This window comes from Nocardia australiensis (assembly GCF_020733705.1).
GTDB classification, from domain to species: Bacteria; Actinomycetota; Actinomycetes; order Mycobacteriales; family Mycobacteriaceae; genus Nocardia; species Nocardia australiensis.
In genome coordinates, this window is the sequence record NZ_JAJFZM010000002.1 from 19,655 (window position 1) to 42,454 (window position 22,800).

Here is a 22,800-nt window from a genome sequence, read left to right on the forward strand (position 1 = left end):
GGAAAAGAGGTTACGGGAGTATCGGCGGTCCTCGGTTGGTTGTAATCGCCGTACTGGTTATGGACTCTTCACGTAGGAGGATGTGTGAGCGACACGCGGAAGGCGATTCTGGCCGGCGGCTGCTTCTGGGGCATGGACGATTTGATTCGTAAGCAGCCGGGGGTGCTGTCGACCCGAGTCGGCTACACCGGTGGTAGCAACGAGCGCCCTACCTACCGTAATCACCCTGGCCATGCGGAAGCCGTGGAGATCATCTACGACCCGGCGCAGACGGACTACCGGGCCCTGCTCGAGTTCTTCTTCCAGATCCACGATCCGACGACGAAGGACCGCCAGGGCAACGACATCGGCACCAGCTACCGATCGGCGATCTTCTATCTCGACGACGACCAGAAGCGTGTCGCGCTGGATACGATCGTCGATGTCGAGGACTCGGGCCTATGGCCGGGGAAGGTGGTCACCGAGGTGGCTCCGGCGAGCGAGTTCTGGGAGGCCGAACCCGAGCATCAGGACTACCTCGAGCGTTATCCCGACGGCTACACCTGCCACTTTCCGCGGCCGGGCTGGAAGCTGCCGAAGCGGCAGCACACCGTGCGGTAGGCCCGAATTGCCCAATCAACCAGCGTGAGTACATCGTCTGCCCCGGACCGCGCGTCGAAGGCGCCGCAAACGCGAACGCAGCAACTTCCGTCGCCGATTGACTAATCCGAGGGTGCCGTCGTCGCCCGATGCTGGATCCGGTCGCGTCCGATCGGATCCAGCGGTCGGCAATGAGTCATCACCGCACTCGCCGCCGGTATCGACGCCGCACTCGTGCGCGAGTTGCCGGCCTGCGGCGGCCGACTCGAAACCCGTTGCGATCACGACCGAACCGCGGTTATCGCGGCAACGAAGAACCCGAGCCGTCGCCGCCGCCCGAGTACTCATCGAGGCGGGCGCGGACTCGCAGATGCGCGACAGTTCCGGCCGGACCGCCCTCGACAATGCCGAGCAGCGCGGACAAACCGCTGTCGTCGCCCTTCTGTAAATGAGGCCGCTTCGGGTTCGGCCGCTGCCCGCAGCGTCTGCGGCACCAGATTATGGGGCAAGACCGGGGTGGGCCGAATCGGTAGTCTTCGATCAAGCGATCGGCACCAGGATTAACGTGCGGACCCTGAATCGGGAGGGCGGTCCGACAGCACGCGTGATCGGTGGCGGTGTTGCGGGCGCGATTCAGATCTGTTGCTGCGGAACGTTTTTCGGCGACGTTCCGCCTTCTCGGTGTGCGGTCGATCTTCGTCAAGGTCGTAAGGTACTCCGATTGGGAGTCCTTTGCGCCGCTGAGTAGGAAGGCGTAGTCGCGGCAATGTGGGAAAGGGTTCCACTGTCGGCGGCGCAGATCGATATTTGGCGTGCCTGCCAACTCAATCCTGCGATGCCCATGAACATTGCGTCTTATGTCGATGTCGTCGCCGATCTGGACGTGCCGATATTGCGACGGGCCAGTATCGATGCGGGACTCGAGTTGGGTTCGGGGTTCGTACGATTCGACGAATACGACGGCCGGATCTGGCAAGTATTGGACCCGTCGCTAGAGGACTCGCTGGAGCATATCGACTTGCGTGCGGCGTCGAATCCGGAGACTGCCGCACATGATTGGATGCGAGCCGAGGCCGCGAGGTGCCTGGACATTCTCACCGACCGATTGGTCCGCATGGCGATCCTGCGGCTGAGCGAAACGCGGTGGTTCTGGTACATGCGGTCGCATCACATTGTGATGGATGGCTTTGCCGCGATGAATCTGATCACGCGTGCGGCAGCTCGATACACCGCGATTACCGCAGGGCGGCCGCCCGCGCCGACCGCCGTCGGTGACCTGCGCGAGTTGGTCGAGTCCGAGCTGACCTATCGCCGCAGTACACGTTTCGACGCCGACCGATCGTATTGGATCGATAGACTCGCCGGCTACGAGCAGAACGCTGGTCCAGCGGGGCGGACCGCGCTGCCGACGGCCACAAGCATTGTCGGATCCGAATTGTCGGCTCGCGACTCGGGACTCGACGTCGCGGTAGAGCATTGGGGGGCAACGGATTCCACCCTATTGATCGCGGCCTTCGCGGCCTACCTGGCACAGGTTACCGGCACGAGCGAGGTGACATTGAGTCTTCCGGTCGCCGCGCGCACGACGGCGCGGATGCGTCGCTGCGCGGGCACAGTGTCCAATATTGTTCCGCTGCGCCTGCCGATCGGCTACGACTCGACAGTGTCCGAGCTGCTGCGGGCGGTGCCGTTGGCGGTAACCGGGGCACTGCGCCATCAGCGCTACCGTGGCGAGGACATTCGCCGCGATAGCGCGGCGCGCGGACATGAGATCAGGGGCTTCGGCCCGCGGATCAATATCCTGCCGTTGGATGCCGGAGTCACGATCGACCGCGCCGTCGGAGGGGTTCATGTCCTGGCCACGGGCGCTGTCGACGACCTCGCTGTCAATATCTATCGATCGGTCGCCGAGCAGCGGTATCGGATCGACTTCGAGACCAACCCGAACGTGTACACCGACACTGCGGCACGCGAACAGCACAGCCGTTTCGTCGAGTTCCTCCCGCGATTTCTCGCCGCGTCCGGCGACGAGCCGGTGTGGGCGCTTCCGCTGCTCGACCCCAGGAAACGTGCGCAGGTGCTGATCGACTGGAACGCAACGGGTTATGACATCCCCGACACCGTCCTTCCAGCACTGTTGAGTGCCCAAGCCGCACGCACCCCGCATGCGGTCGCGGTGGAATTCGACGGCGAGGTATTGAGCTACGCCGAGCTCGCCGAACAATCGAATAGATTGGCGCGTCACCTCATCGCCGACGGTATCGGGCCGGAATCGCTTGTGGGACTGTGTCTGCGGCGGAGCCTGCACTCGGTGATCGCTATGCACGCGGTATGGCAAGCGGGCGGCGCGTGGCTTCCGGTCGACCCCGACCAACCCGTCGAACGCAGCGGGCAGATTCTGCGCAGCGCAAATCCGGTTCGCGTCCTCACCTGTTCGGCGGATCGCGTGGACCTACCCGATCACGTTCGCCGCATTGACATCGACACCCTCGACCTGTCCCGTCAACCCGGCACCGCGATCACCGATCGAGATCGGCGAATGCCGCTGCGCGGCACCAATCTCGCCTACGTGATCTATACCTCCGGTTCCACCGGAAAACCCAAGGGTGTCGCGGTCACTCACGATGCGCTCACCAATCAAATGCTGTGGATGCTCGACACGTTCGGTCTCGACGCCAACGATGTCGTGCTGCACAAAACGCCGTACGCCTTCGATGTATCGCTGTGGGGATCCTTTCTCCCGTTACTCGTCGGCGCCCGGCTGGTTCTGGCGTCCGGCGCGGACCATCGAGACCCATTCCGTTTGGCGTTCTTGATTTCTCGGCATCGGATCACCGTCACCGACTTCGTCCCGTCGGTGCTCGATGTATTCCGAACCATCGCGACGGCCGAGCAATGCCGAACCCTGCGGCATGTTTTCGTCGCCGGGGAAGTGTTGTCCCCGGGTACTGTGGCGGCCTTTCAGGCGATAAGCGCGGCGAATCTGCACAACCTCTATGGGCCCACCGAAGCGACTGTAAGCGCGACACATTGGCAGACCAGTTCGTCGGATGCGGTTGGTGTGCCGATCGGTCGGCCCGCGTGGAATACCGGTGTCTACGTACTGGATTCACGACTGCGGCCGGTACCGGTCGGCGTCGCGGGCGAGTTGTATCTGGCGGGGCGCCAGCTGGCGCGCGGCTATGTGGACAGCCTCGCCGTGACCTCGGGCCGGTTCGTTGCTGACCCCTACAATGCCGGCGAACGCCTGTACCGCACCGGGGATCTGGTGGTTTGGCGCGAGCTCGACGGGACGGGCGTGCTCGACTACCTGGGACGCACCGATTTCCAGATGAAGCTGCGCGGTCAGCGGGTCGAACCCGCCGAGATCGAGTCGGCGCTGCTGGCACTGCCGCAGATCGGTCAGGCAGTGGTTGTCGCCATATCGAGCGCGCGTGTGGGCGACCGACTCGTCGCATACCTCGTTTCCGACGACCGGACGATCACAATCGACACATCACAGGTGCGCTCTGCCCTGTCGGCAGTGCTGCCGTTGTATATGGTGCCGGATACCTACATGACGTTGGACGCCATGCCACTCAATATGAATGGCAAGTTGGACCGAAAAGCATTGCCGCAACCGTCAATCGCGCCCACCGCGTTCCGCGCACCGACGACTCCGCTGGAAGAGACGATCGTCGAGATCATCGTCGAGGTGATCGGAATCGAGCGGGTCGGCGTCGACGATGACTTCTTCATGCTTGGCGGCAACTCGCTGGTCGCGATGCAGGTGGCGGCCCGCCTTTCAGACGCGGTCGACAGGCACGTGCCGGTTCGCATGATGTTCGACGCGCCGACGGTGGCCGAACTTTCGGTGGCGATCGAGCGGACGGCGCAACCACGAGAGCGGTTGCCACTGATCGGCGGCCCGCTCCCGGATCGCATTCCACTGTCGTTCGCACAGCAGCGGATGTGGTTGCTGAACCAGTTCGATCCGTCGTCGGCGGCCTACAACATCCCGATCGCGCTGCGGATGTCGGGCAAGCTCGACATTGTCGCGTTGCGCCGGGCCGTCGCCGATGTCGTCGTCCGCCACGACATCCTGCGTACCGTCTATCCACTGCTCGAAGGAGATTCGCACACGCAAGGAGCGGTGCAGCGGGTCCTGGCAGCGCACGACGTGCCCATCGAACTCTCGCCGATCCGGATCGAAGCCGATCGGGTGAACGATGAAGTGCGGCGAATCGTAACCGGTGGTTTCGATGTGACTACGGAGGTGTCCTTCCGCATCCGCCTGTTCCAGCCCACAGATGCCGAGTACGTGCTGGTGTTCGTTGCGCACCACATCGGCATGGACGGCTGGTCGCTCGGGCCGCTCACTCGTGACCTGATGCTCGCATACACCGCACACACCCACGGCGAGGCACCACAGTGGATGCCGCTCGCCGTGCAGTACGCCGATTTCGCGGTATGGCAGCACAAGGCGCTCGGGGCCCGTGAAGACCCGCAATCGCTTGTCGGACAGCAGTGTTCGTATTGGTTGCGAACGCTGGCCGGGCTGCCGGATCAAATCGACCTGCCCGCCGACCGACCACGGCCCGTTGCGGCGTCCTTCGACGGCGGTCGGGTGGAATTCGTGATTCCCGCGACGGTGCACGCGGCGTCGCTGCGGCTCGCACGAGAACATGGCGCCACCCTGTTCATGGTGCTGCACACGGCGTTCGCGGTCTTCCTGGCCCGAATATCGGGCACGCGGGACATCGCGATCGGGACGCCGGTCGCGGGCCGCGGCGCAGCCGAACTCGACGACCTCGTCGGAATGTTCGTCAACACGCTCGTGCTACGGACACAGGTGCGCCCGGATGCGGATTTCGCGCAATTGCTCTGTGCGGCACGGGAAACCGATCTGGCGGCATTCGCGCACGCCGACACGCCGTTCGAATGGCTGGTCGAGGCGCTCGATCCGCCGCGCTCGCCCGGCAGGCACCCGCTGTTCCAGGTCATGTTGACGCTGGAGAATTTCAGCGAACCGGTCCCCGAACTGCCAGAGGTGACGCTCACGGTCATCGACCCGGCCACCGAACCCGCGAAATTCGATCTGTCGCTGAGCGTTCGGGAACAGGTCACCGAGAACGGAGACCCCATCGGACTGGACGCGGCCTTCGTGTTCGCGGGTGACCTGTTCGACGAGAGTACCGTCGCGGAATTCGCGCAGCGGTTCGCGCGGCTGCTGCGGGACGTGTCCGGCGCACCCGATCGGCCGGTAGGCGATGCGATGCTGCTGTCGGAGGCGGAGTACGAACGGCTCACTCGAACCGACGGCGCCGAGACTGCCGCCGCTCTGCTGCCGGAGCTGCTGACACGCGGGGTCGGCCTCGGCAGGCACCGGGTCGCAGTGCGATACGACGATCGCTCGGTGACCTATGGCGAGCTCGACGAGTATTCCGCACGCCTGGCGCGGGTGCTGGTCGATTGCGGTGTCGGTCCGGAAAAGCTGGTCGCCGTTGCCCTCCCACGCTCCTATGAAATGGTCGCGGCCGTTATGGCAGTGGCGAAAGCGGGTGGCGCGCACGTACCGATCGATCCGTCATATCCGGCGGATCGGGTGCGTCACATGGTCACCGATTCCGGTGCGGTCGCGGGAATTACGGCAGGGGAGTGGGTGGATTCGCTGCCCGGCACGCTGGACTGGCTGACGCTCGACGATCCTTCGACCAAGACGTTGCTCGCGCGGCAGTCCGCCGCCCCCGTCACCGATGTCGATCGCGTTATGCCGCTGCGCGATTCGCATCCGGCGTACGTGATCTACACATCGGGTTCGACCGGTCTGCCGAAAGGTGTCACCGTCACCCACGCTGGACTCGGCGGGTTGGTCGATCATGCGGTGGAGCTGTATTCCCTGACGGCGGACCATCGGTTTCTGCATATCTGCTCGCCGAGCTTCGATCCATCCGTACTGGAGTGGCTGTGCACGTTCGCGGTCGGCGCGACCCTGGTGATCGTGCCGCCCGACGTTGTCGGCGGCCATGAATTGGGTGAGCTGATGGGTGTCGAATCGGTAACCCACGCGATCATTACCCCGGCAGTACTCGCCACGGTTGATCCAACCGGGCTGCCAGAGCTGAAAGTGCTCTCGGTGGGTGGCGATGTCACCACACCTGAACTGCTGGGGAACTGGCAGCCGGGTCGCCGCTACGTCAATGGCTATGGCCCCACCGAAACGACGATTATCTCATCGTACTCGGAATTAGTTGCTGGACAACGAATTACAATTGGCACGCCGGTGCTGGGGGTGTCGTCGTACGTGCTCGACTCGCGGCTGTGTCCGGTTCCGCCCGGTGTGACGGGTGAGCTGTATCTGGCAGGTGCGGCCCTGGCGCGCGGCTACCACAATCGCGCCGGTGTGACCGCGAACTGCTTCGTCGCCAACCCTTGGGGTGCGCCCGGCTCGCGCATGTATCGGACCGGTGACCTGGTCCGGTGGCGCGCGGTCCGGGACGAACGGAACGGCGATGACGAGCCGGCGGCGAATCAGGAACTCGAGTTTGTCGGCCGCGTGGACTTTCAAGTGAAGATCCGGGGCTTCCGTATCGAACTCGGCGAGATCGACGCCGTACTCAGCGGGCACGAGGATGTCGGGTTCGCAATCACACTGAGCCATGAAACAACCACGCAGACAACGGTCCTGGTGTCGTATGTGCTTGCCGTCCCGGACCGCTCACCGACACCCGCAGCACTGATCGCCTACGCGGCACGCTCGCTGCCGTCGCATATGGTCCCTGCGGCGGTCATGCTGCTCGACGAGATTCCGCTGACGCCCGTCGGCAAACTGGACCGCACGGCACTGCCGGAACCGGAATTCCAGCCATCAATATTCCGAGCGCCGTCGACTCCGGTCGAGCGGCTCATCGCCGATGTGTTCGCCGACGTACTCGATGTCGAGCGAGTCGGCGCCGATGACGACTTCTTCGCGCTCGGCGGCAACTCGCTGGTAGCCACCCGCGTGATGGCGCGCATCGGCGCCGCGTGCGGTACCCGGTTGCCGGTCCGCCTGATCTTCGACGCGTCGACGGTGGCGGCGCTCGCAGTACTGATGGCACGCCAAATCGACGCGGGAAACCACAGGAGGTTGGTGGCCGGTCCGCGACCGTCGGAGATCCCGTTATCGCCCGCGCAGCAGCGGATGTGGTTGCTCAACCATCTCGACACCACCTCGGCGGCGTACCACATTCCCGTCGCGGTGCGGCTCACCGGGGAACTGGACGTGGCCGCACTGCGGGCGGCGGTGGCCGATGTGGCGGTGCGGCACGAGGTGCTGCGCACCATATATCCGGCGGACGGTGCCGGCGTCGGGATGCAGGTGGTCCTACCGGTCGATACGGTCGCCGTGGATCTCGTGCCGGAATCTGTCCCGACGGACGCGATGCCCGCGCGAATCGCGGAGATCGCTGCGACCGGATTCGATGTGACCGCCGAGACGCCATGGCGTGTGGCCCTGTTGGAAGTCCACGCGTCCGATGGCAACCGTGAGTACGTGCTGATCTTCGTGGCACATCACATCAGTGCCGATGGCTGGTCCATGCGACCACTCACCCGGGACGTGATGCTGGCCTACGCTGCTCGAACCGTCGGCGCGGAGCCGGGCTGGGCCCCGCTCCCAGTGCAGTACGCCGATTACTCCCTGTGGCACCGGGAATCGCTCGGCAGTGGGGAAGATACCGATTCCCTCGCCGCCGCTCAGCTCGATTACTGGCGCGGCGCGCTGGCCGGGCTGCCGGAGGAATCCGCCTTCCCCGGTGATCGAGTCCGTCCGCGCGTCCCGTCCTATGCGGGCGCCTCCGTGCACTTCACCATCAACGCGGAGCTCGCGAACAGGTTGGGCGCCCTCGCCCGCGCACACGACGCATCGGTCTTCATGGTTGTCCATACCGCGCTGGCGATAGCACTGGCACGACTGTCCGGAGCGGACGATGTCGCCATCGGCGCACCCGTCGCCGGGCGAGGCGAAGCCGAAATAGACGACCTGATAGGCATGTTCGTCAATACGGTGGTATTGCGGACGCGCATCGATCCGGTCGAATCGTTCACTGTGCTACTGGCCCGGCAACGTGACACGGACCTGGCGGCCTTCGCGAACTCGGACGTGCCGTTCGAACAGGTCGTGGATGCTCTCGCGCCGCAACGGCTCTCATCTCGGTCCCCGCTGTTCCAGGTCGCGCTCGCCTTCCAGAATCTGCTCGACGCGACCTTCGAGCTACCCGGGCTGCAAGCGGTCACGCTCGCGCTGCCGAATCACACCGAGAAGTTCGACGTCACCGTCACGATCACCGACGTCGGCGCCGGTGCGATGCAGGGTGAAATCTCCTATGCACGTGACTGTTTCGATGATGAGACCGTGCGCTTGATCGCGGACAGACTGCTCGGCGTGCTGACGAGCATCGTCGACGCCCCGACCGCCACCGTCGGCAATGTCGATGCATTCCTCGACGGAGAACACGAGAGAATACTTCGTCAGTCGCACCGTCCTGGTGTCGAGCCGCCGGTTACCTCCCTTGTCGATCTCATCGACGCACAATGTCGCGCGCACCCGGACGCGATCGCGGTACGTGACGCAGCTGCCACCGTGACCTACGCGCAACTCTCCGACCGTGCCGATCGCACGGCCCTGCGCTTGATCCGCCACGGCATCGGCCCAGGATCGGTGGTTGGCGTCGCCGTCGAACGCACCGCGGACATGCCGGTTGCCCTCCTTGCGGTGCTGCGCGCGGGCGCCGCGTACCTGCCCATTGATCCGGCCTACCCGGCGGCTCGCCTCGAGTTCGTACTAGCCGACGCCAGGCCAGGCTGTGTGCTGACCACGGCCCAACTCCGACCTGAACTACCCCTGGGCGATATCCCGGTTGTACTGGTCGAATTCGGCGACAGCACCGACAGATTCCCCGCGCATCCGCCGACATCGTCGCCGCACCCCGATGACCTCGCCTACGTCATCTACACCTCCGGCTCCACCGGCACCCCGAAGGGGGTCGCGGTGACGCACCGAAATGTCGTGCGATTGCTAACGAACGCACTCCCGGCGTTCGACGTCGGCCCGGCCGACGTGTGGACCGTATTCCATTCCTACGCCTTCGATTTCGCGGTCTGGGAGCTATGGGGTGCGCTGTCGTCGGGAGGCACGGCGGTGATCGTCGATCAAATGACCTCGCGTTCACCCGACCGATTTCTGGAATTGCTTGCCCGCGAACGGGTTACGGTACTGAGTCAGACACCGTCGGCGTTCTATCAACTGATCGAGGCGGACCATGCGGCCGTACCGGAGCAGGACGTCTGTCTGCGATACGTAGTCCTCGGTGGGGAGGCGCTGGACCCGCACAAACTGCTCAACTGGTACGCACGATATTCGTCGCAGTGGCCACGGCTGGTCAACATGTATGGGATCACCGAAACGACTGTGCACGTGACGATTCGAGAGTTCGACACACAAGGGTCGGTGACCGGCGCCATTGGGCACGGACTACCCGGGGTGGGGATCCACCTACTCGACAGCCGGTTACGATCTGCGCCGATCGGTGCTCGCGGCGAGATCTACGTGGCTGGACCGCAAGTCGCGCGCGGCTATCGAGATAGGCCGGGCCTGACCGCGACCCGGTTCGTAGCCAGTCCATTCGGCCCGCCGGGCGAACGCATGTACCGATCCGGTGATGTCGGTCGGTGGCGCGGCGACCGGCTCGAATATCTGGGGCGCGCGGATGAGCAGGTGCAATTGCGCGGATTCCGGATCGAGCTGGGCGAGGTCGAAGCGGTTGTTTCCCGTGCGGATGGCGTTGGGGAGGCGAAGGTGATCGTTCGTGATGGCCGACTGCTCGCCTATGTCCGGCATAGCGGCGCGGCTACTGTCGCGGAATTGTCTCGGCGGGTTGCCCTCGAACTGCCGGAACATATGGTGCCTGCGGCGATCACCACGATCGATGTTTGGCCGCTGACTCCCAACGGCAAACTCGACGTGGACGCCCTGCCCGAGCCCGATTACGCTGCCCGCTCTACTGGTCGGGCGCCGCGTACCGAGCGCGAGCAGGCGATCGCGGGAGTATTCGGCGAGGTCCTCGGTCTGTCCGAAATCGGTGCCGACGACGACTTTTTCACCATGGGTGGTGATTCGCTCGGCGCGGTCCGGCTGCGTGCTCGGATCCGAGAGGTACTTGGCGAAGACGTCTCGGTGCAGGAGGTTTTCGAGGCGCGAACCGTGGCCGCTATCGCCGATATTCCGGCACGTCGTGACGGTCTGCGGAGTCGGGTCGGCATTCGCCGTCCCGATGTCGTGCCGCTATCGTTTCCGCAACGGCGTCTGCTCGAGCTCAACGAACACGAGCGCGCAGCGCTAGGCCCCGGTCGTGCGTACATCTTCGCGTTGCGGCTGCCCGGAGCGACCAACTCGACGGCAATGGCTGACGCTGTCACCGATCTGGTTGACCGCCACGAGATTCTGCGTACTGTATTTCCCGGCCACCAGCGGGTACTCCCGTGCGGCACCATCGATTTCGCCACGGCCGCGACCGCGGACGGCGCGGCAGAACTGTTGGCCTGCACCGCCAGACCGTTCGACGTACGCACCGAAGTCCCACTGCGGGTGCGCCTCTACCAGGTCGACGACAAAACCGACCTCCTGCTGATCATGCTGCACCACATCGCTGCGGACGGCTGGTCGGCCGCGCCGCTGATCCATGATTTCGCCTCGGCGCTGCGAGCCCGAAGCATAGGCGCACGACCGGATTGGCAACCACTGCCCATCCAGTACGCCGCCCACGCGATCTGGCAACGCCGGTTGGTCGAGGATCTCGGCACTACCGCACCGATCGACCGGCAACTCGCTTACTGGACGACAACTCTCGCCGGTCTGCCAGAGGTGCCGCCGCCCCTGCGCCGGCCCGCCGATGCTCCGCAGCCGTACGCGGGCCAGGTATATATCGGCTTCGATGAGGACAACTGTCGTCGACTCGAAGCATTCGCCGTCGCGCACCACGTCAGTGTCTACATGGTCGTGCACACCGCATTCGCGCTCATGCTCGGCGAATTCGGTCTGGGGTACGACCTCGCCGTGTGCGCACCCACAGCGGGCCGAACCGAGCCTGGGATGGAAGCGGCCATCGGGCGATTCACGAACTTCCTCGTCCTACGTAGCGATCTCACCGGCGAGCCCACCTTTCCGGCGCTATTGGCCCAGGTTCGGCGAACCACGCTGGCGGCCCTGGACAACCAGGACATCCCCTTCGAATTCGTTACCGAACATCTCGGAATTCGGGACCGGCTGAGAGTGCGTCTCGCATTCCAGAACATTCCGGCGCCCGACCCGAAAGGTGTCGGACTGCAAGCAGAGTGGGAGCCGGTTGTCACCACGACTCCCGTGGATTTCGACGTATCGCTGATCCTGTCAGAAGTAACGAACGGCAGCGGACGACCACAGTCCTGGTTCGGTCTGCTCGAATATGGCACGGACGTCATCGACGCGGTGACGGCGGAGAAGATGAAGATCAGATTCGAGGAAATACTCTTCGCCAATATCGCCTTCGCGGAATGCTAGTCCCGATATCAGCGCTGCCGGTGCGCGGACGAACTGTCACGATAGGTCGTCCACACCGGGCCCGCAGGCGAACTCGGCGAGGTCCGCCCGCACTGCGAGGACGGTCCGGCTGTGCGCTACACCGATGGCTGGAACCTGCATTTCATCCGCCACCGTAGAACCCACCGGGCGCATTGGGGTCACCGCCGACGTCCCTACCGGTAAACCGTTCGATCCGGTCCGGCATGGTGATGAAGGCGTAGATTCCGGCGAAGATCATCGCGAGCCCGCCGACTATCTTGGCCACGCTTCCCGCGCTCCAAAGTTCGGTCCAGCCGACAAAAATGAGGATCCCACCACCTACGAGCAGGCCAGGGCAGACCAGGTAATACAGGCATACAAGCAGTACGTGAGCGATCGCCAGCCCGATCGCCACGGGAATACTCTTGGGCTGCGGCCGCTTTCGCCGGATTGTCCGTCCCATCTCCCCTCCCGGATATCTGCTACCCATTGTTTTGCCCGGCGCGCCTGCCGCCCAAACAAACCGCGTCATTCGAGACGACCATTGCCGTGCGGGCTGCGGTGGGGGAGCATGGACGTGCGGTGGGGTGCACGCCGTGATGTCTTCTGATTGTGTTCCGCGATCTACTTCCGCTACGCAGGAGGACGAGATTCATGGTTACTAATCGGAACTACCGACGACCTACCCTCATCGGGACCATTTTCGGCGCAATGACGCTGGCCGGTGTGTTGGCCGCTGCTCCCGCTCTCGCCGCCAACACCATCGACGTCAGTGGAGTCGGGCCGGTCAACGTCGGGGTCGACTACAGTTGCGACGCACCGGCAGGGGTCGCCGCCATCAAGGCGATGGTGGGCGACCCCAACGCGGATAGTCCGTCGGCTACCGGCACGCAGAATGCCGTCACATGCGACGGCGCCCAACATACCGCCGTGGTCATCCTGGTCGGCGCCGCGGGCGAGGATGCGCCGCTCTCGGCGGGGCAGACGGTACAGGTGCGGGTCGCGCTGGTCGATCGCGACGACACTGTTGTCGCGGGCCAGGCCAAGGTGGTCTCGCTGGGGTAGTGCCTGCGACCGGCGCACCATCGAGCCACGGATTACTGGTCGGTGGTGCGCCGCTCGATCCGTGGGCACGAGGTTGGTGTCGGCTGCGCAATATTCGAACCTGCGATATTGCGCTGTGCGCAAGATAGCTTGTGGCGCAGCATGTCTCGCGCGGCAGATCATGCTCGGCGCGGGATCGATCCGGGGCACCTGCTGCGGGTCGTTGCCGGTCCAGTCAGCCCGGTAGGCGGCAGATGAGCATCCCCCGGCCCGTCCGCACCCGCCGACGCTTCGCCTCCGCGCTGCCGTGTGCCGCTGTCGACGCCGCGACCGCCGCTGGGGCTGGTGTAGCCGCCGCCGACCCGGCAGCCACGCCCACTGACGTAGCGGCTTGAACAGTGCCGCTCCGGGACGATCGGTGCCTTGCGGGTCGGGCGCAGCAGCCGCAGACTCGCGGCTGGCGAGGGTGTTGATATCGCCGACGACGTTGGCTACAGCCTGGGTCCGTTTGCCGAAGCGGCGGGGATCTGGACTGTGATTACGTGTTCGTCAACCTTTGGGTAGCCGGGTCGGGCAGGCATGGCGGCATTGGAACGTCACCGATGCTGGGCCGCCGACCCGGCGACGATACCCGGCCCGGAACACATCCCTTGACCGCGGGCAGCGGGCAGCGAACGTCGGAGTGGTGCCGGTGCGACGGTACCCACCTGTGCTCGGGAGCGCGGCTCGCCTGCTATCTGGAACACAACTGGACGCGACGAGCCCCCGTGTCCAGTCAGAAATTCGGGCGGTTCTGCACCCATCGGAACGGTGTGCTTCGCTGCGGGAAGCTGTCCGGGTCGATCCGGTCGAGCATGAGGGTGACCTGGTGGCCGCCCAGTTCGCCGGTCAGCACGGCTGTGTCCGGGGCGGTTTGCTGGAAGTTGAGCGTGCCCAAGGGATTCTGAGTGTGCTCGGATGTCGCCATCTGTCTGGATTGCGGTGTCCCCTCGATCAGCCGGATCCGATGGGACGCGGCGTCCACGTCGACGGGAACGGTCACCAGGGTGTCGTCCATCCGCTGAAAGGTGATGGTATCCGGATAGTCGAACACCACTGTCTTCCAACGAGTTGCGTCGGTGGTCAGCGGTGGCACCGGCCGTCCGTCGCGGGTGTATTGCGACACCGACCAGATGCCGTACAGCGGAGGCTTGGGGCGGTCGGGCCCGCCGGAGCGCCAGGCGTGCCAGCCGCTGTACACGAGCGCCACCGCAATCCAGAGGCCGAGCGCGACCTGCATCAGCGCCGCGATACGGCGAGATCTCCTGGTGTGGAACGGATACGGTACGGCGGACGGGCCGGTGGTGCGGTTGAGCAACAGCACTCGCGTCAGCCGCCGCGCCTCGGGCGCCAGCAGTATCAACGACATGAGCAGAAGATGCGTGGACGAGATCTTCTCCGGCACATCGAAGGTCATGTTCAGTACGACGATCTGCAGGGTGTCGATCAGCGCCAGCAACGCGCCGAGCAGCGCGGTCCGTGGCACGAGCAGCAGGATCGCTGCGGTGATTTCTGCCGCACCGAGCAGCATTTCGTACGGTGTCGACACACCTATCTGCGACCACAGCACGGCCATCGGCGTGAGGTCACCGTACTCGGTCAGTAGCGTGGCCAGCGACGGCTCGGGCATCTGCGTCGGAATCGCCTTGGCGAAGCCGAAACTCAACATCTGACCGGCCAGCAGTATCCGGATGACGAGGAAATACCAGCCTGCGAGTGTGCGATATTGCCTACGGTGCCGGTCCAGTACCGACCACACCGCTGCTCCAACCACCGCCACGACCAGGATGCAGAACAACAGCACCCAGAAGATCGTCTGGTCCCCGACTCCGGTCGGATACAGCTGTACCGCGGTACCGAACAGCTCCCGGCTCACCCAGTTCAGGACGGGCTGCAGTTTCCGGATGTGCCAGAACTGTGCGTCGTAGCCCAGCTGGCGGCCGAGCAGGCCGGTCAGCTCGAACACGATCGGCGGAGTCAGTACACAGAACAAGCCGAAGTACAGGAAACAGAACCGGAACGCGATACGGGTGAGTGGATTCCAGCGCGCTCGTCGAGCCGACTCCGGTCCTTCGGGGGCGATGGTTCCGGCCGTCGTCACTGCCGCGTCCTCGGATCGTGTGCGGGGTCGGGATAGATGGCAGGGCAACCGTGCTCGATCGCCTCGAGGCGCAGTTCGTAGTGCCAGGGCTCGTTGCGATAGATCTGGCACAGTCCGTATGCGGCGCCGTATGCGGACAGCCACGCCGCAGCATCGGAACCGAGGTCGACCGCGTTGCCGGACACGTGCGCAGAAGTATCCGTGGTGGCAACCCACCGGGCGGCTCCCTCCGTCGAGCCGTACTTCGCGACCGCCACGCGAAATAGTCGGTTCTGGTACTCCCGGGAACGCCAGCCACTGTTGACGTGGAACTCGATGCCATCTTCGGCGTCAGCGCGGCGCGCTGATGGTATCCGCATGGTTCACTCCAAGTCTCGTGAGTCGATACTTCGTTGCTCCGCGACCGTGGTGAGCACGTGCCGGGCCAGGACGACGTCCGCGTCCGGTGCGTCGGCCGCCGACGCGTGGGCCGACATCTTCGCGATCCGCTCGGGATCGGTGAGCACCGGGATGAGGGTGGTTTCGATCCAAGTCGGATCAAGGTCAGCGTTGTCGACAAGCAGTGCCCCACCGGCAGCGACGACCAGCTCGGCGTTCAACCGCTGCTCGGCACCGCGCAACGGCAGCGGGACATATGCGGCAGGCAGTCCGACGGCGGCCAGCTCGGCGCACGTCATTGCCCCGGAGCGGCAGATCACGAAGTCCGCCGCGGCGTAGGCGTACTGCATTTCGTGGACGTAGGGGACGACGACGTAGGGCGGGTCGCCGGGGGTGCTGGACGGCATGTCGACCGTGTGCCGCGGCCCGGTGATATGGAGGACCTGCACGTCGGCGGTCCGTAACGCCGCGGCGGCGCCGGACACCGCAGCGTTGATCGCCCCTGCACCCTGCGAACCGCCGGTGACCAGCACTACCGGCCCATCGCGGCGTAGCCCGAACCGCTGCCGGGCTGTGTCGTGCAATGCCGGGCGGTCGAGCCCGGTGATCGTCGGGCGCAGCGGGATACCGATCGCGGTGGCGTGCGCCAGCCGGACACTCGGTGCGGCGGTGAACACGTGGGTCGTCATCCGGGCCGCGAGTCGGTTGGCCACTCCGGGCCGGGCGTTCGCCTCGTGGACAACGATCGGCAGGCCACGTCGTCGGGCGGCGAGGTACGCGGGCACTGCTACGTAGCCGCCGAAGCCCATCACGACCTCGGCCCGCACCCGGTCGAGTACTGCACCGGCTACCCGGACCGAGTTGTGGAGCCTGGCCGGCGTCTGTAATAGGTCGCTGCTCAGTTTGCGCGGCAGTGGCACCGGGGGGATGAGTTCGAGCGGGTAGCCGCGAGCGGGGATGAGCGTGGTGTCCAGTCCGCGGACCGTGCCGAGGGCGGTGATTTCGGCCGTGGGCTCCAATCTGCGTAGTGCGTCGGCGAAGTTCATCGCGGGCTCGATGTGACCTGCCGAGTGGCCACCTGCGACGACGATGCGGGGTGCTGGTCCGCCTGGCATCACGACGTCCTTCTGATCAAGATTCCTCGGTGTGCATGAAACCGCTCGAATACGTGCACGGGTAGCGATGCGGAGTCCGAGTTGTGGGAGTAGCCCGACGGGTTGTGGAACCGCACTACCCCGTCCTCGACCGCATAGACCAGCACGAGGTGGCCTCCTCGTTGCGGCGCGTGGGTGTCGGGGTCGCGAATCTCGGGAGATACCGAGGCGATCATGACCTGCCCGGGTCGCACCTCTCGGTGGGATACGTGAATTGGCGTGTGTTCGATCAGTCGGCAATGGAATCCGAACTGTGCGCTCACCCAGGCCATGAATGGTCTGTAGATGAGTCCTTGGACCTTGCCGGAGGGCTGCACCACGTAGCAGCCCTGGTCGAGGGCTTGCGCGAGGAGTTCGCCCATCGGCAGCCGGACGTCGGTCCAGCCCTGGAGCAGCGACTGTAGACATGCCAAACCGCAGACCTTGCGGGACCAGAACAGGTACTCCTCGTGTGTGCGGTATCCGTCGGAGGCCCAGTCGTGCAGTCGCGATGGATCGGTACGCGGCAAGAAGACCTCCAGCCCGGATAGGCCGGTGCGCCGCATGACGACCTCGTCGTTGCGTTCCACATGTCCCCACTGCGAGATGCAATGGAGACTCCGATCATGTGATGGGAAAGTCGAAGTAGACATCGGGGTGGGGCTCGTTTCTCAGTGTGTAATGCCACCATTCGCAGTCGTATCGATCGAATCCGCAGTCCTCCATGATGGAACGGAGATGCTGGCGGTTCCGAGTCTCGACTGGTGTGATTCCTCGGGCTCGATGATGTGAGATCGGGTCCATGAGGTCGTGGCCGCCACCCATGGGAGCAAGCTCACCGGTGGCAAGCTGATAGAGGGTCAGGTCGACGGCGCTGCCCCTGCTGTGGCCGGACTTGGCGGCCACATATCCGCTCTGGAGCATCTGGTGTCGGTCGATGTTCGGGTAGTGCCGCGGTTTGGTCCGGCCATCTTCTGGCTGTTCGGACCAGCGTAGGAAGCAGTCCACGGCGCGTTGGGGGCGATACCCGTCCCAGAGAAGCAGCCCGAAGCCGAGGGAGGCTGCTTTCTCGCACGCTTGCTCCAGGGCTGCGCACAGGGACCGGGTGCCGACGATGCGATTCGCGAGGTAGCCGTCAACGGGTTTGCCGGTGAAGTTGTCCCCGGTGGCGTACTTGGCGTCCCAGCGGATGCCGGGCACCCGGTCGTCGACGTAGATGAAGTCGTCGTTCATCGCTTCTTTCCGTGCAGTGTCATCGAGATGAGCCGGTCGATCACGTCGGAGAGCGGCAGTCCTGCGGCGGCCATCATCCGCGGGTAGCGGCTGTAGGAGGTCATGCCGGGCATGGTGTTGACCTCGTTGAGCACCACTTGTCCGTCATCGGTGAGGAACATGTCGACGCGGGCAAGTCCCTTGCAGCCCAGGGTCCGGTAGATGGTCTCGGCGGTCTCTCGGACGAGCTGGCGCGATTCGTCGGAGATGTCGGCGGGAACGATGAAGGTCGAGTTCTCCGATCCGGTCTCGGGGGAGTCCTCCTGGTGGATTCTGAAGAATCCGTGCGAGAGGTCGACCCGGTCCACCTCGCCCGTGATCAGGCCGAACAGCTCCCCGAGGACCGCGCAACCGATCTCGCGGCCGGCCACGGCCTCCTCGATCAGGACCTTCGAGTCGTACTGCCGCGCCTCGCTCAGCGCGCCGGCCAACTCGTCTGCTCGGGTGACTTTGCTGACGCCGAAAGATGAACCCGAACGGGCGGGCTTCACGAAGACGGGATAAGGAAGATGGTCGGGATCGACCTTTTCGTCCTCCGCGACAACCCAGAAGTTCGGCGTGGAGATTCCCCCACCCTTGGCGACCGTGTAGGCCAGGGACTTGTCCATGCACACAGCCGAGCCCTGGATGTCGCAGCCGATGTAGGGGATGCCGGAGAGCTCCAGCAGGCCTTGGATCGCGCCGTCTTCGCCGAGCTTGCCGTGAAGTATGGGCAAGACCACGTCGAGACGCACAGTTTCGTAGCCCTCCTGCTCCCTGACCAGCAGGCCGTGCAGGCTTCTGTCAGGCGACAGCACAGCTGGACGGGCGCTGCGATTCTCCCAACCCGCGTCAGGTTCGTCGCAGAGCCTCCAGTCGCCGCCGGTCGTAATCCCGAGCCAGAACGGTTCGTACTTGTCGGTGTCGAGGTTCTTTGCCACCTCTTGCGCCGACTTGATGGAGACGGCATGTTCTTCGGAAGCACCTCCGAAGATGACTCCGACTTTCAATCTGCTCATGCTGTTTTTCCGCTTTCGAAGTTCAGGCAGTTGATGAGGTTGTTTTCGACGGTGTCGTTCAGGGCGTGGTCTGTGTAATAGGCGCAGTGTGGACTGATCAGCACATTCGACAGGCGCTGTAGCCGCACCAAGGCTTTGTTCTCGATGAGCTTGTTTCTGCAGTCGGCGTAGAAGATTCCGTCCTCTCCTTCGAGGACATCCAGCGCCGCGCCACCCAACCTGCCGCTTTCCAGTGCGGAGAGGAGGGCCTCGGTATCGAGCAGTGGTCCGCGGCCCGTATTGACGATGTACGCACCGGGCTTCATCCGCTCGATGCGTTGGCGATCGAGGAGATGGTGTGTGTCCGCAGTGAGCGGGGTGTGGAGCGTGACGATGTCGCTCTGCTCTATCAGTTCGTCGAGAGGGACGTAGTCGGCGCAGGGTCCAGGCCGCCTGTCGTGGGCCAGCACGCGGCAGCCAAAGCCACGCAACCGGTCGATGACTGCTGTTCCGATGCGCCCCGTTCCGACCACGCCTACGGTCAAGTCCCGCAGTTCTTTGCCACGGGTCTCACTCAGTCGGTAATCATGCGAGTCGGTACGGCGGATGGTGGATTTCGCGTGGCGCACGACCATCAGCATCAACATCAGTGCGTAGTCGGCCACGCTGTCTGGTGAATAGGCGACGTTACCAACCGAAATGCCGACGCGTTCCGCGTATTCCAGGTCGATGTGGTTGTACCCGATGCTTCTGGTGGAGATGTACTCCACACCGGCTCTGCTGAGTGCCAGAATCGTGGAGTTGGTGATCCGAGTCTTATGGCTCACGCTGATGCATCGGTTGCCACGCGCCAATTCGACATTGCTTTCGCAGACAGCCGCCTCGGTAGTGGTTGGCGATGCTCCGAGGCGGGTTCCCAGCTCGCGGAACACAGTGGCTTCGTCTTGGCTGCACCCGAAGACCGTGATCCCCGTCGTTTGGATGGCCGAGGGGGACGAATCGGCCAGCAGTCCGGCGCGGCCGTCCCCGATGGCTTCGCTGTAAACCATGCCTCGAGTCAAGACATCGCGATGTTGCCATGACGTATGTGATTTTCGATATGCGGACGATATGCCACCCGAACGGTGGCGTTCGGAGCCCGGCCTGTGCGCGACAACCAGTAGCAGGTTGTCAGCGGTGGTGCCGTACACAGAACGCCTCACCGGGGACCTGTCACCCGCCCTGGCCTGCATAGCCATGGCCGTCGACATGCTCACCGGCGAAGGCGACAGAGAGTCCACCCGGCCCTGTCTTTCGGCCGTCGACCACGGCGGGAGCGGTCACTGTTGCCGCGCGGTCACCCTCGACTATGCCGTCGACGACTGTGGCGATAGACCGCCCGTATGCGTTTTTTGGATATGCCGGCGATATGTGCCGCCTCGTAGTATCCAGAGCATGCGTGTTCTGGTCGTAGAGGACGAGCCCTACCTGGCAGAGGCCATTCGCGATGGGCTGCGACTGGAAGCGATCGCGGCCGATATTGCCGGTGACGGCGACACGGCCATGGAATTGCTGAGCATCAACACATACGACATTGCGGTCCTCGACCGCGACATCCCCGGGCCCTCGGGCGACGAGATCGCCGAGAGCATCGTCGCGTCCGGTACCGGCATGCCGATCCTGATGCTTACCGCTGCCGACCGGCTCGATGACAAGGCCTCCGGCTTCGAGCTCGGCGCCGACGACTATCTCACCAAGCCGTTCGCACTCCGTGAACTCGCGCTCAGGCTCCGGGCGCTCGACCGCAGGCGCGTCTACAACCGGCCACCGGTGCGGGAGGTCGTGGGCCTGCGGGTGGATCCGTTTCGCCGCGAGGTCTACCGCGACGGTCGCTATGTGGCGCTCACCCGCAAGCAGTTCGCCGTGCTCGAAGTTCTCGTCGCTGCCGAAGGTGGCGTCATCAGCGCCGAAGAGCTACTGGAACGGGCGTGGGACAACAATGCCGACCCCTTCACCAACGCCGTGCGCATCACCGTCTCAGCCCTGCGCAAACGGCTCGGCCAACCATGGCTCATCGCCACCGTGCCCGGCGTCGGCTACCGCATTGACGCCGGAACGTGAGGGAATCGACCGTGGACAGGGTGTCGGGTTTGAGCGTTCGCCTCAAACTGACCCTCAGCTACGTCGGGTTTCTCATGCTCGCGGGCGCCCTGCTGCTGGCCGCCGTGTGGGTGTTCCTCCTGCGAGGAAGGTCGAACGCCCTATTCGTTCCCGACCTGTCCGACTTCCGACGCGCCTTCGACCCACACAGCTTCGGCCCCGCCGTCTTCGTCCCGGCAGCAATCCTCGTGCTGGGGTTCCTGCTGGTGTTCGGCCTCGGAGGCGGATGGATTCTCGCCGGCCGCGTGCTCGCCCCACTGACTCGAATCACCGAGGCCACCCGGACGGCCGCGAGCGGATCGCTTTCCCAGCGGATCCGGCTGCCGGGCCGCAGCGACGAGTTCCGCGAACTCGCCGACAGCTTCGACACTATGCTCGCCCAGCTGGAAGCACATGTAGCCGAACAGAACAGATTCGCAGCCAACGCCTCCCACGAACTGCGCACCCCGCTGGCGATCACGCAGGCACTTCTCGACGTGGCCCGCAACGATCCGGACAGCCGCACCGGTGAACTCGTCGAACGACTTCGCACCGTCAACACCCGAGCGATCGACCTCACCGAGGCATTACTCCTACTCAGCCGCGCCGACCAGCGATCCTTCACCCGAGCACACGTCGACCTGTCCCTCATGGCGGAAGAAGCCGCTGAAACACTTCTCCCCCTCGCGGAAAAACGCGGTATCGCCATCGAAACCTCCGGCGACATAACCCCGGCCATCGGCTCACCTGCACTCCTGCTGCAGTTGACCACGAACCTCGTGCACAACGCGATCGTGCACAACCTGCCCGATCATGGCGCCGTATGGGTCACGACCAGCGCGCACCCCGGCACGGTCGTGCTCACTGTCGAGAACACCGGCGAGATGCTCCCGCCACAGGTGGTGTCCACCCTGGTCGAACCGTTTCGCCGCGGAACCGAACGCCTGCACACCGACCACGCAGGTGCCGGGCTGGGCCTGGCAATCGTCCACAGCATCACCCGAGCCCACAACGGAACCCTCACCCTCACTCCCCGCCCCTCCGGCGGGCTCCGGAGCACCGTGCAACTACCCGCCGCACCACCACACACCGGCGGCTGACGGTCACGGACTGAGTGTCGGCTTCAGCGAGACAGTCTCACCAAGGCTTCATAAACGAAGCCGACACGAAATCGGTCGTGAGATTACGAAGCGCTCCGTGAGAACCTAATAGCTGTCGAACGGCCCGAGCCTGGCGTGCTGATGCCTATGAGACCCGTGGCGCTGTCCACCGGACAATTTCGACGCCTCAATTGTAGATGGGCGGAGTTCGTCAGCTCGGGCCGTTCGCCCCGGTGGTGCTGCCACACTGCACATCGTGCGCTTGGCCCGGAACGCTGGAGACGGTTGTGGCACAGTTCCGAATCGTGGTTCGAGCCCGCCCGCGCGGCTGACTTCTCGATGACCTGGAGCCCTCGAGCTCTGATGTGAGACCGGAGTCCGTGCGGGTCGCTGGGATCGTGAACGGCTCAATCGGAGGGAAGGCCATCGAGCCTCGCTATTAGGGCGCCGCGCGTTCCCGCAAGGGCCTCAGGGCCATCGCTGACACAGAATCATCTGGAGG

General features: G+C 64.5%; 14 protein-coding genes. 6 read left to right on the forward strand and 8 right to left on the reverse strand.

What is annotated here, in order from left to right; genetic code table 11:
- The first annotated feature begins 84 nt into the window (after positions 1–84).
- Positions 85–600 (forward strand): peptide-methionine (S)-S-oxide reductase MsrA, encoded by a 516-nt coding sequence (gene msrA, locus LKE06_RS14870; RefSeq protein ID WP_227999474.1) that lies wholly within the window; start codon positions 85–87, stop codon positions 598–600.
- A gap of 745 nt (positions 601–1,345) precedes the next feature.
- The gene (locus tag LKE06_RS14875; RefSeq protein ID WP_227999475.1) at positions 1,346–12,136 is read left to right on the forward strand and encodes a non-ribosomal peptide synthetase; all 10,791 of its coding nucleotides are present in this window, start codon (positions 1,346–1,348) and stop codon (positions 12,134–12,136) included.
- Positions 12,137–12,278: 142 nt separating this feature from the next.
- Here LKE06_RS14875 and LKE06_RS14880 read toward each other — a convergent pair whose 3' ends face one another.
- A complete protein-coding gene (locus tag LKE06_RS14880; protein WP_227999476.1) occupies positions 12,279–12,599 on the reverse strand; it encodes a hypothetical protein in 321 nt (106 codons plus the stop codon).
- Between the two features lie 191 nt (positions 12,600–12,790).
- On the opposite strand from LKE06_RS14880, the gene LKE06_RS14885 reads away from it, so the two are divergent.
- Positions 12,791–13,201: a hypothetical protein gene (locus tag LKE06_RS14885; protein WP_227999478.1), complete on the forward strand. Its 411-nt coding sequence runs from the start codon at positions 12,791–12,793 to the stop codon at positions 13,199–13,201.
- A gap of 233 nt (positions 13,202–13,434) precedes the next feature.
- Entirely contained in the window at positions 13,435–13,575 is a 141-nt protein-coding gene (locus LKE06_RS14890; RefSeq protein WP_227999480.1) for a hypothetical protein, read from the forward strand.
- Positions 13,576–13,955: 380 nt separating this feature from the next.
- Here the strand turns inward: LKE06_RS14890 and LKE06_RS14895 are convergent, their stop codons facing one another.
- Genes LKE06_RS14895 through vanH form a run of 7 tightly spaced genes read right to left on the reverse strand, consistent with a single transcriptional unit; the run spans position 13,956 to position 20,063 of the window.
- A complete protein-coding gene (locus LKE06_RS14895; protein WP_227999482.1) occupies positions 13,956–15,320 on the reverse strand; it encodes a DoxX family protein in 1,365 nt (454 codons plus the stop codon).
- On the reverse strand, positions 15,317–15,679 hold the full coding sequence (locus LKE06_RS14900; RefSeq protein ID WP_227999484.1) for a D-alanyl-D-alanine carboxypeptidase family protein: 363 nt from the start codon (positions 15,677–15,679) through the stop codon (positions 15,317–15,319). The genes LKE06_RS14895 and LKE06_RS14900 overlap by 4 nt, the downstream gene beginning before the upstream one ends.
- 3 nt (positions 15,680–15,682) lie before the next feature.
- Complete coding sequence (locus tag LKE06_RS14905) at positions 15,683–16,813, reverse strand: UDP-N-acetylglucosamine--N-acetylmuramyl-(pentapeptide) pyrophosphoryl-undecaprenol N-acetylglucosamine transferase (protein WP_227999486.1); 1,131 nt, start codon at positions 16,811–16,813, stop codon at positions 15,683–15,685.
- Positions 16,813–17,421, reverse strand: coding sequence for a hypothetical protein (locus tag LKE06_RS14910; RefSeq protein ID WP_227999488.1), 609 nt, complete (start codon positions 17,419–17,421; stop codon positions 16,813–16,815). Before LKE06_RS14910 ends, LKE06_RS14905 begins: the two co-directional genes overlap by 1 nt.
- Before the next feature lie 34 nt (positions 17,422–17,455).
- Positions 17,456–18,064, reverse strand: a complete 609-nt coding sequence (gene vanX, locus LKE06_RS14915; protein ID WP_227999489.1) for a D-Ala-D-Ala dipeptidase VanX — start codon at positions 18,062–18,064, stop codon at positions 17,456–17,458.
- Entirely contained in the window at positions 18,061–19,101 is a 1,041-nt protein-coding gene (gene vanA, locus LKE06_RS14920) for a D-alanine--(R)-lactate ligase (RefSeq protein ID WP_227999491.1), read from the reverse strand. Before vanA ends, vanX begins: the two co-directional genes overlap by 4 nt.
- Complete coding sequence (gene vanH / locus LKE06_RS14925; protein ID WP_228000623.1) at positions 19,098–20,063, reverse strand: D-lactate dehydrogenase VanH; 966 nt, start codon at positions 20,061–20,063, stop codon at positions 19,098–19,100. Before vanH ends, vanA begins: the two co-directional genes overlap by 4 nt.
- 451 nt (positions 20,064–20,514) lie before the next feature.
- Between vanH and LKE06_RS14930 the strand changes: the two genes are divergently transcribed.
- Together LKE06_RS14930 and LKE06_RS14935 are read left to right on the forward strand one after the other, a co-directional pair.
- The gene (locus tag LKE06_RS14930) at positions 20,515–21,180 is read left to right on the forward strand and encodes a response regulator transcription factor (protein WP_227999493.1); all 666 of its coding nucleotides are present in this window, start codon (positions 20,515–20,517) and stop codon (positions 21,178–21,180) included.
- A gap of 20 nt (positions 21,181–21,200) precedes the next feature.
- Positions 21,201–22,298: a sensor histidine kinase gene (locus LKE06_RS14935; RefSeq protein WP_308188389.1), complete on the forward strand. Its 1,098-nt coding sequence runs from the start codon at positions 21,201–21,203 to the stop codon at positions 22,296–22,298.
- Positions 22,299–22,800: the final 502 nt, after the last annotated feature.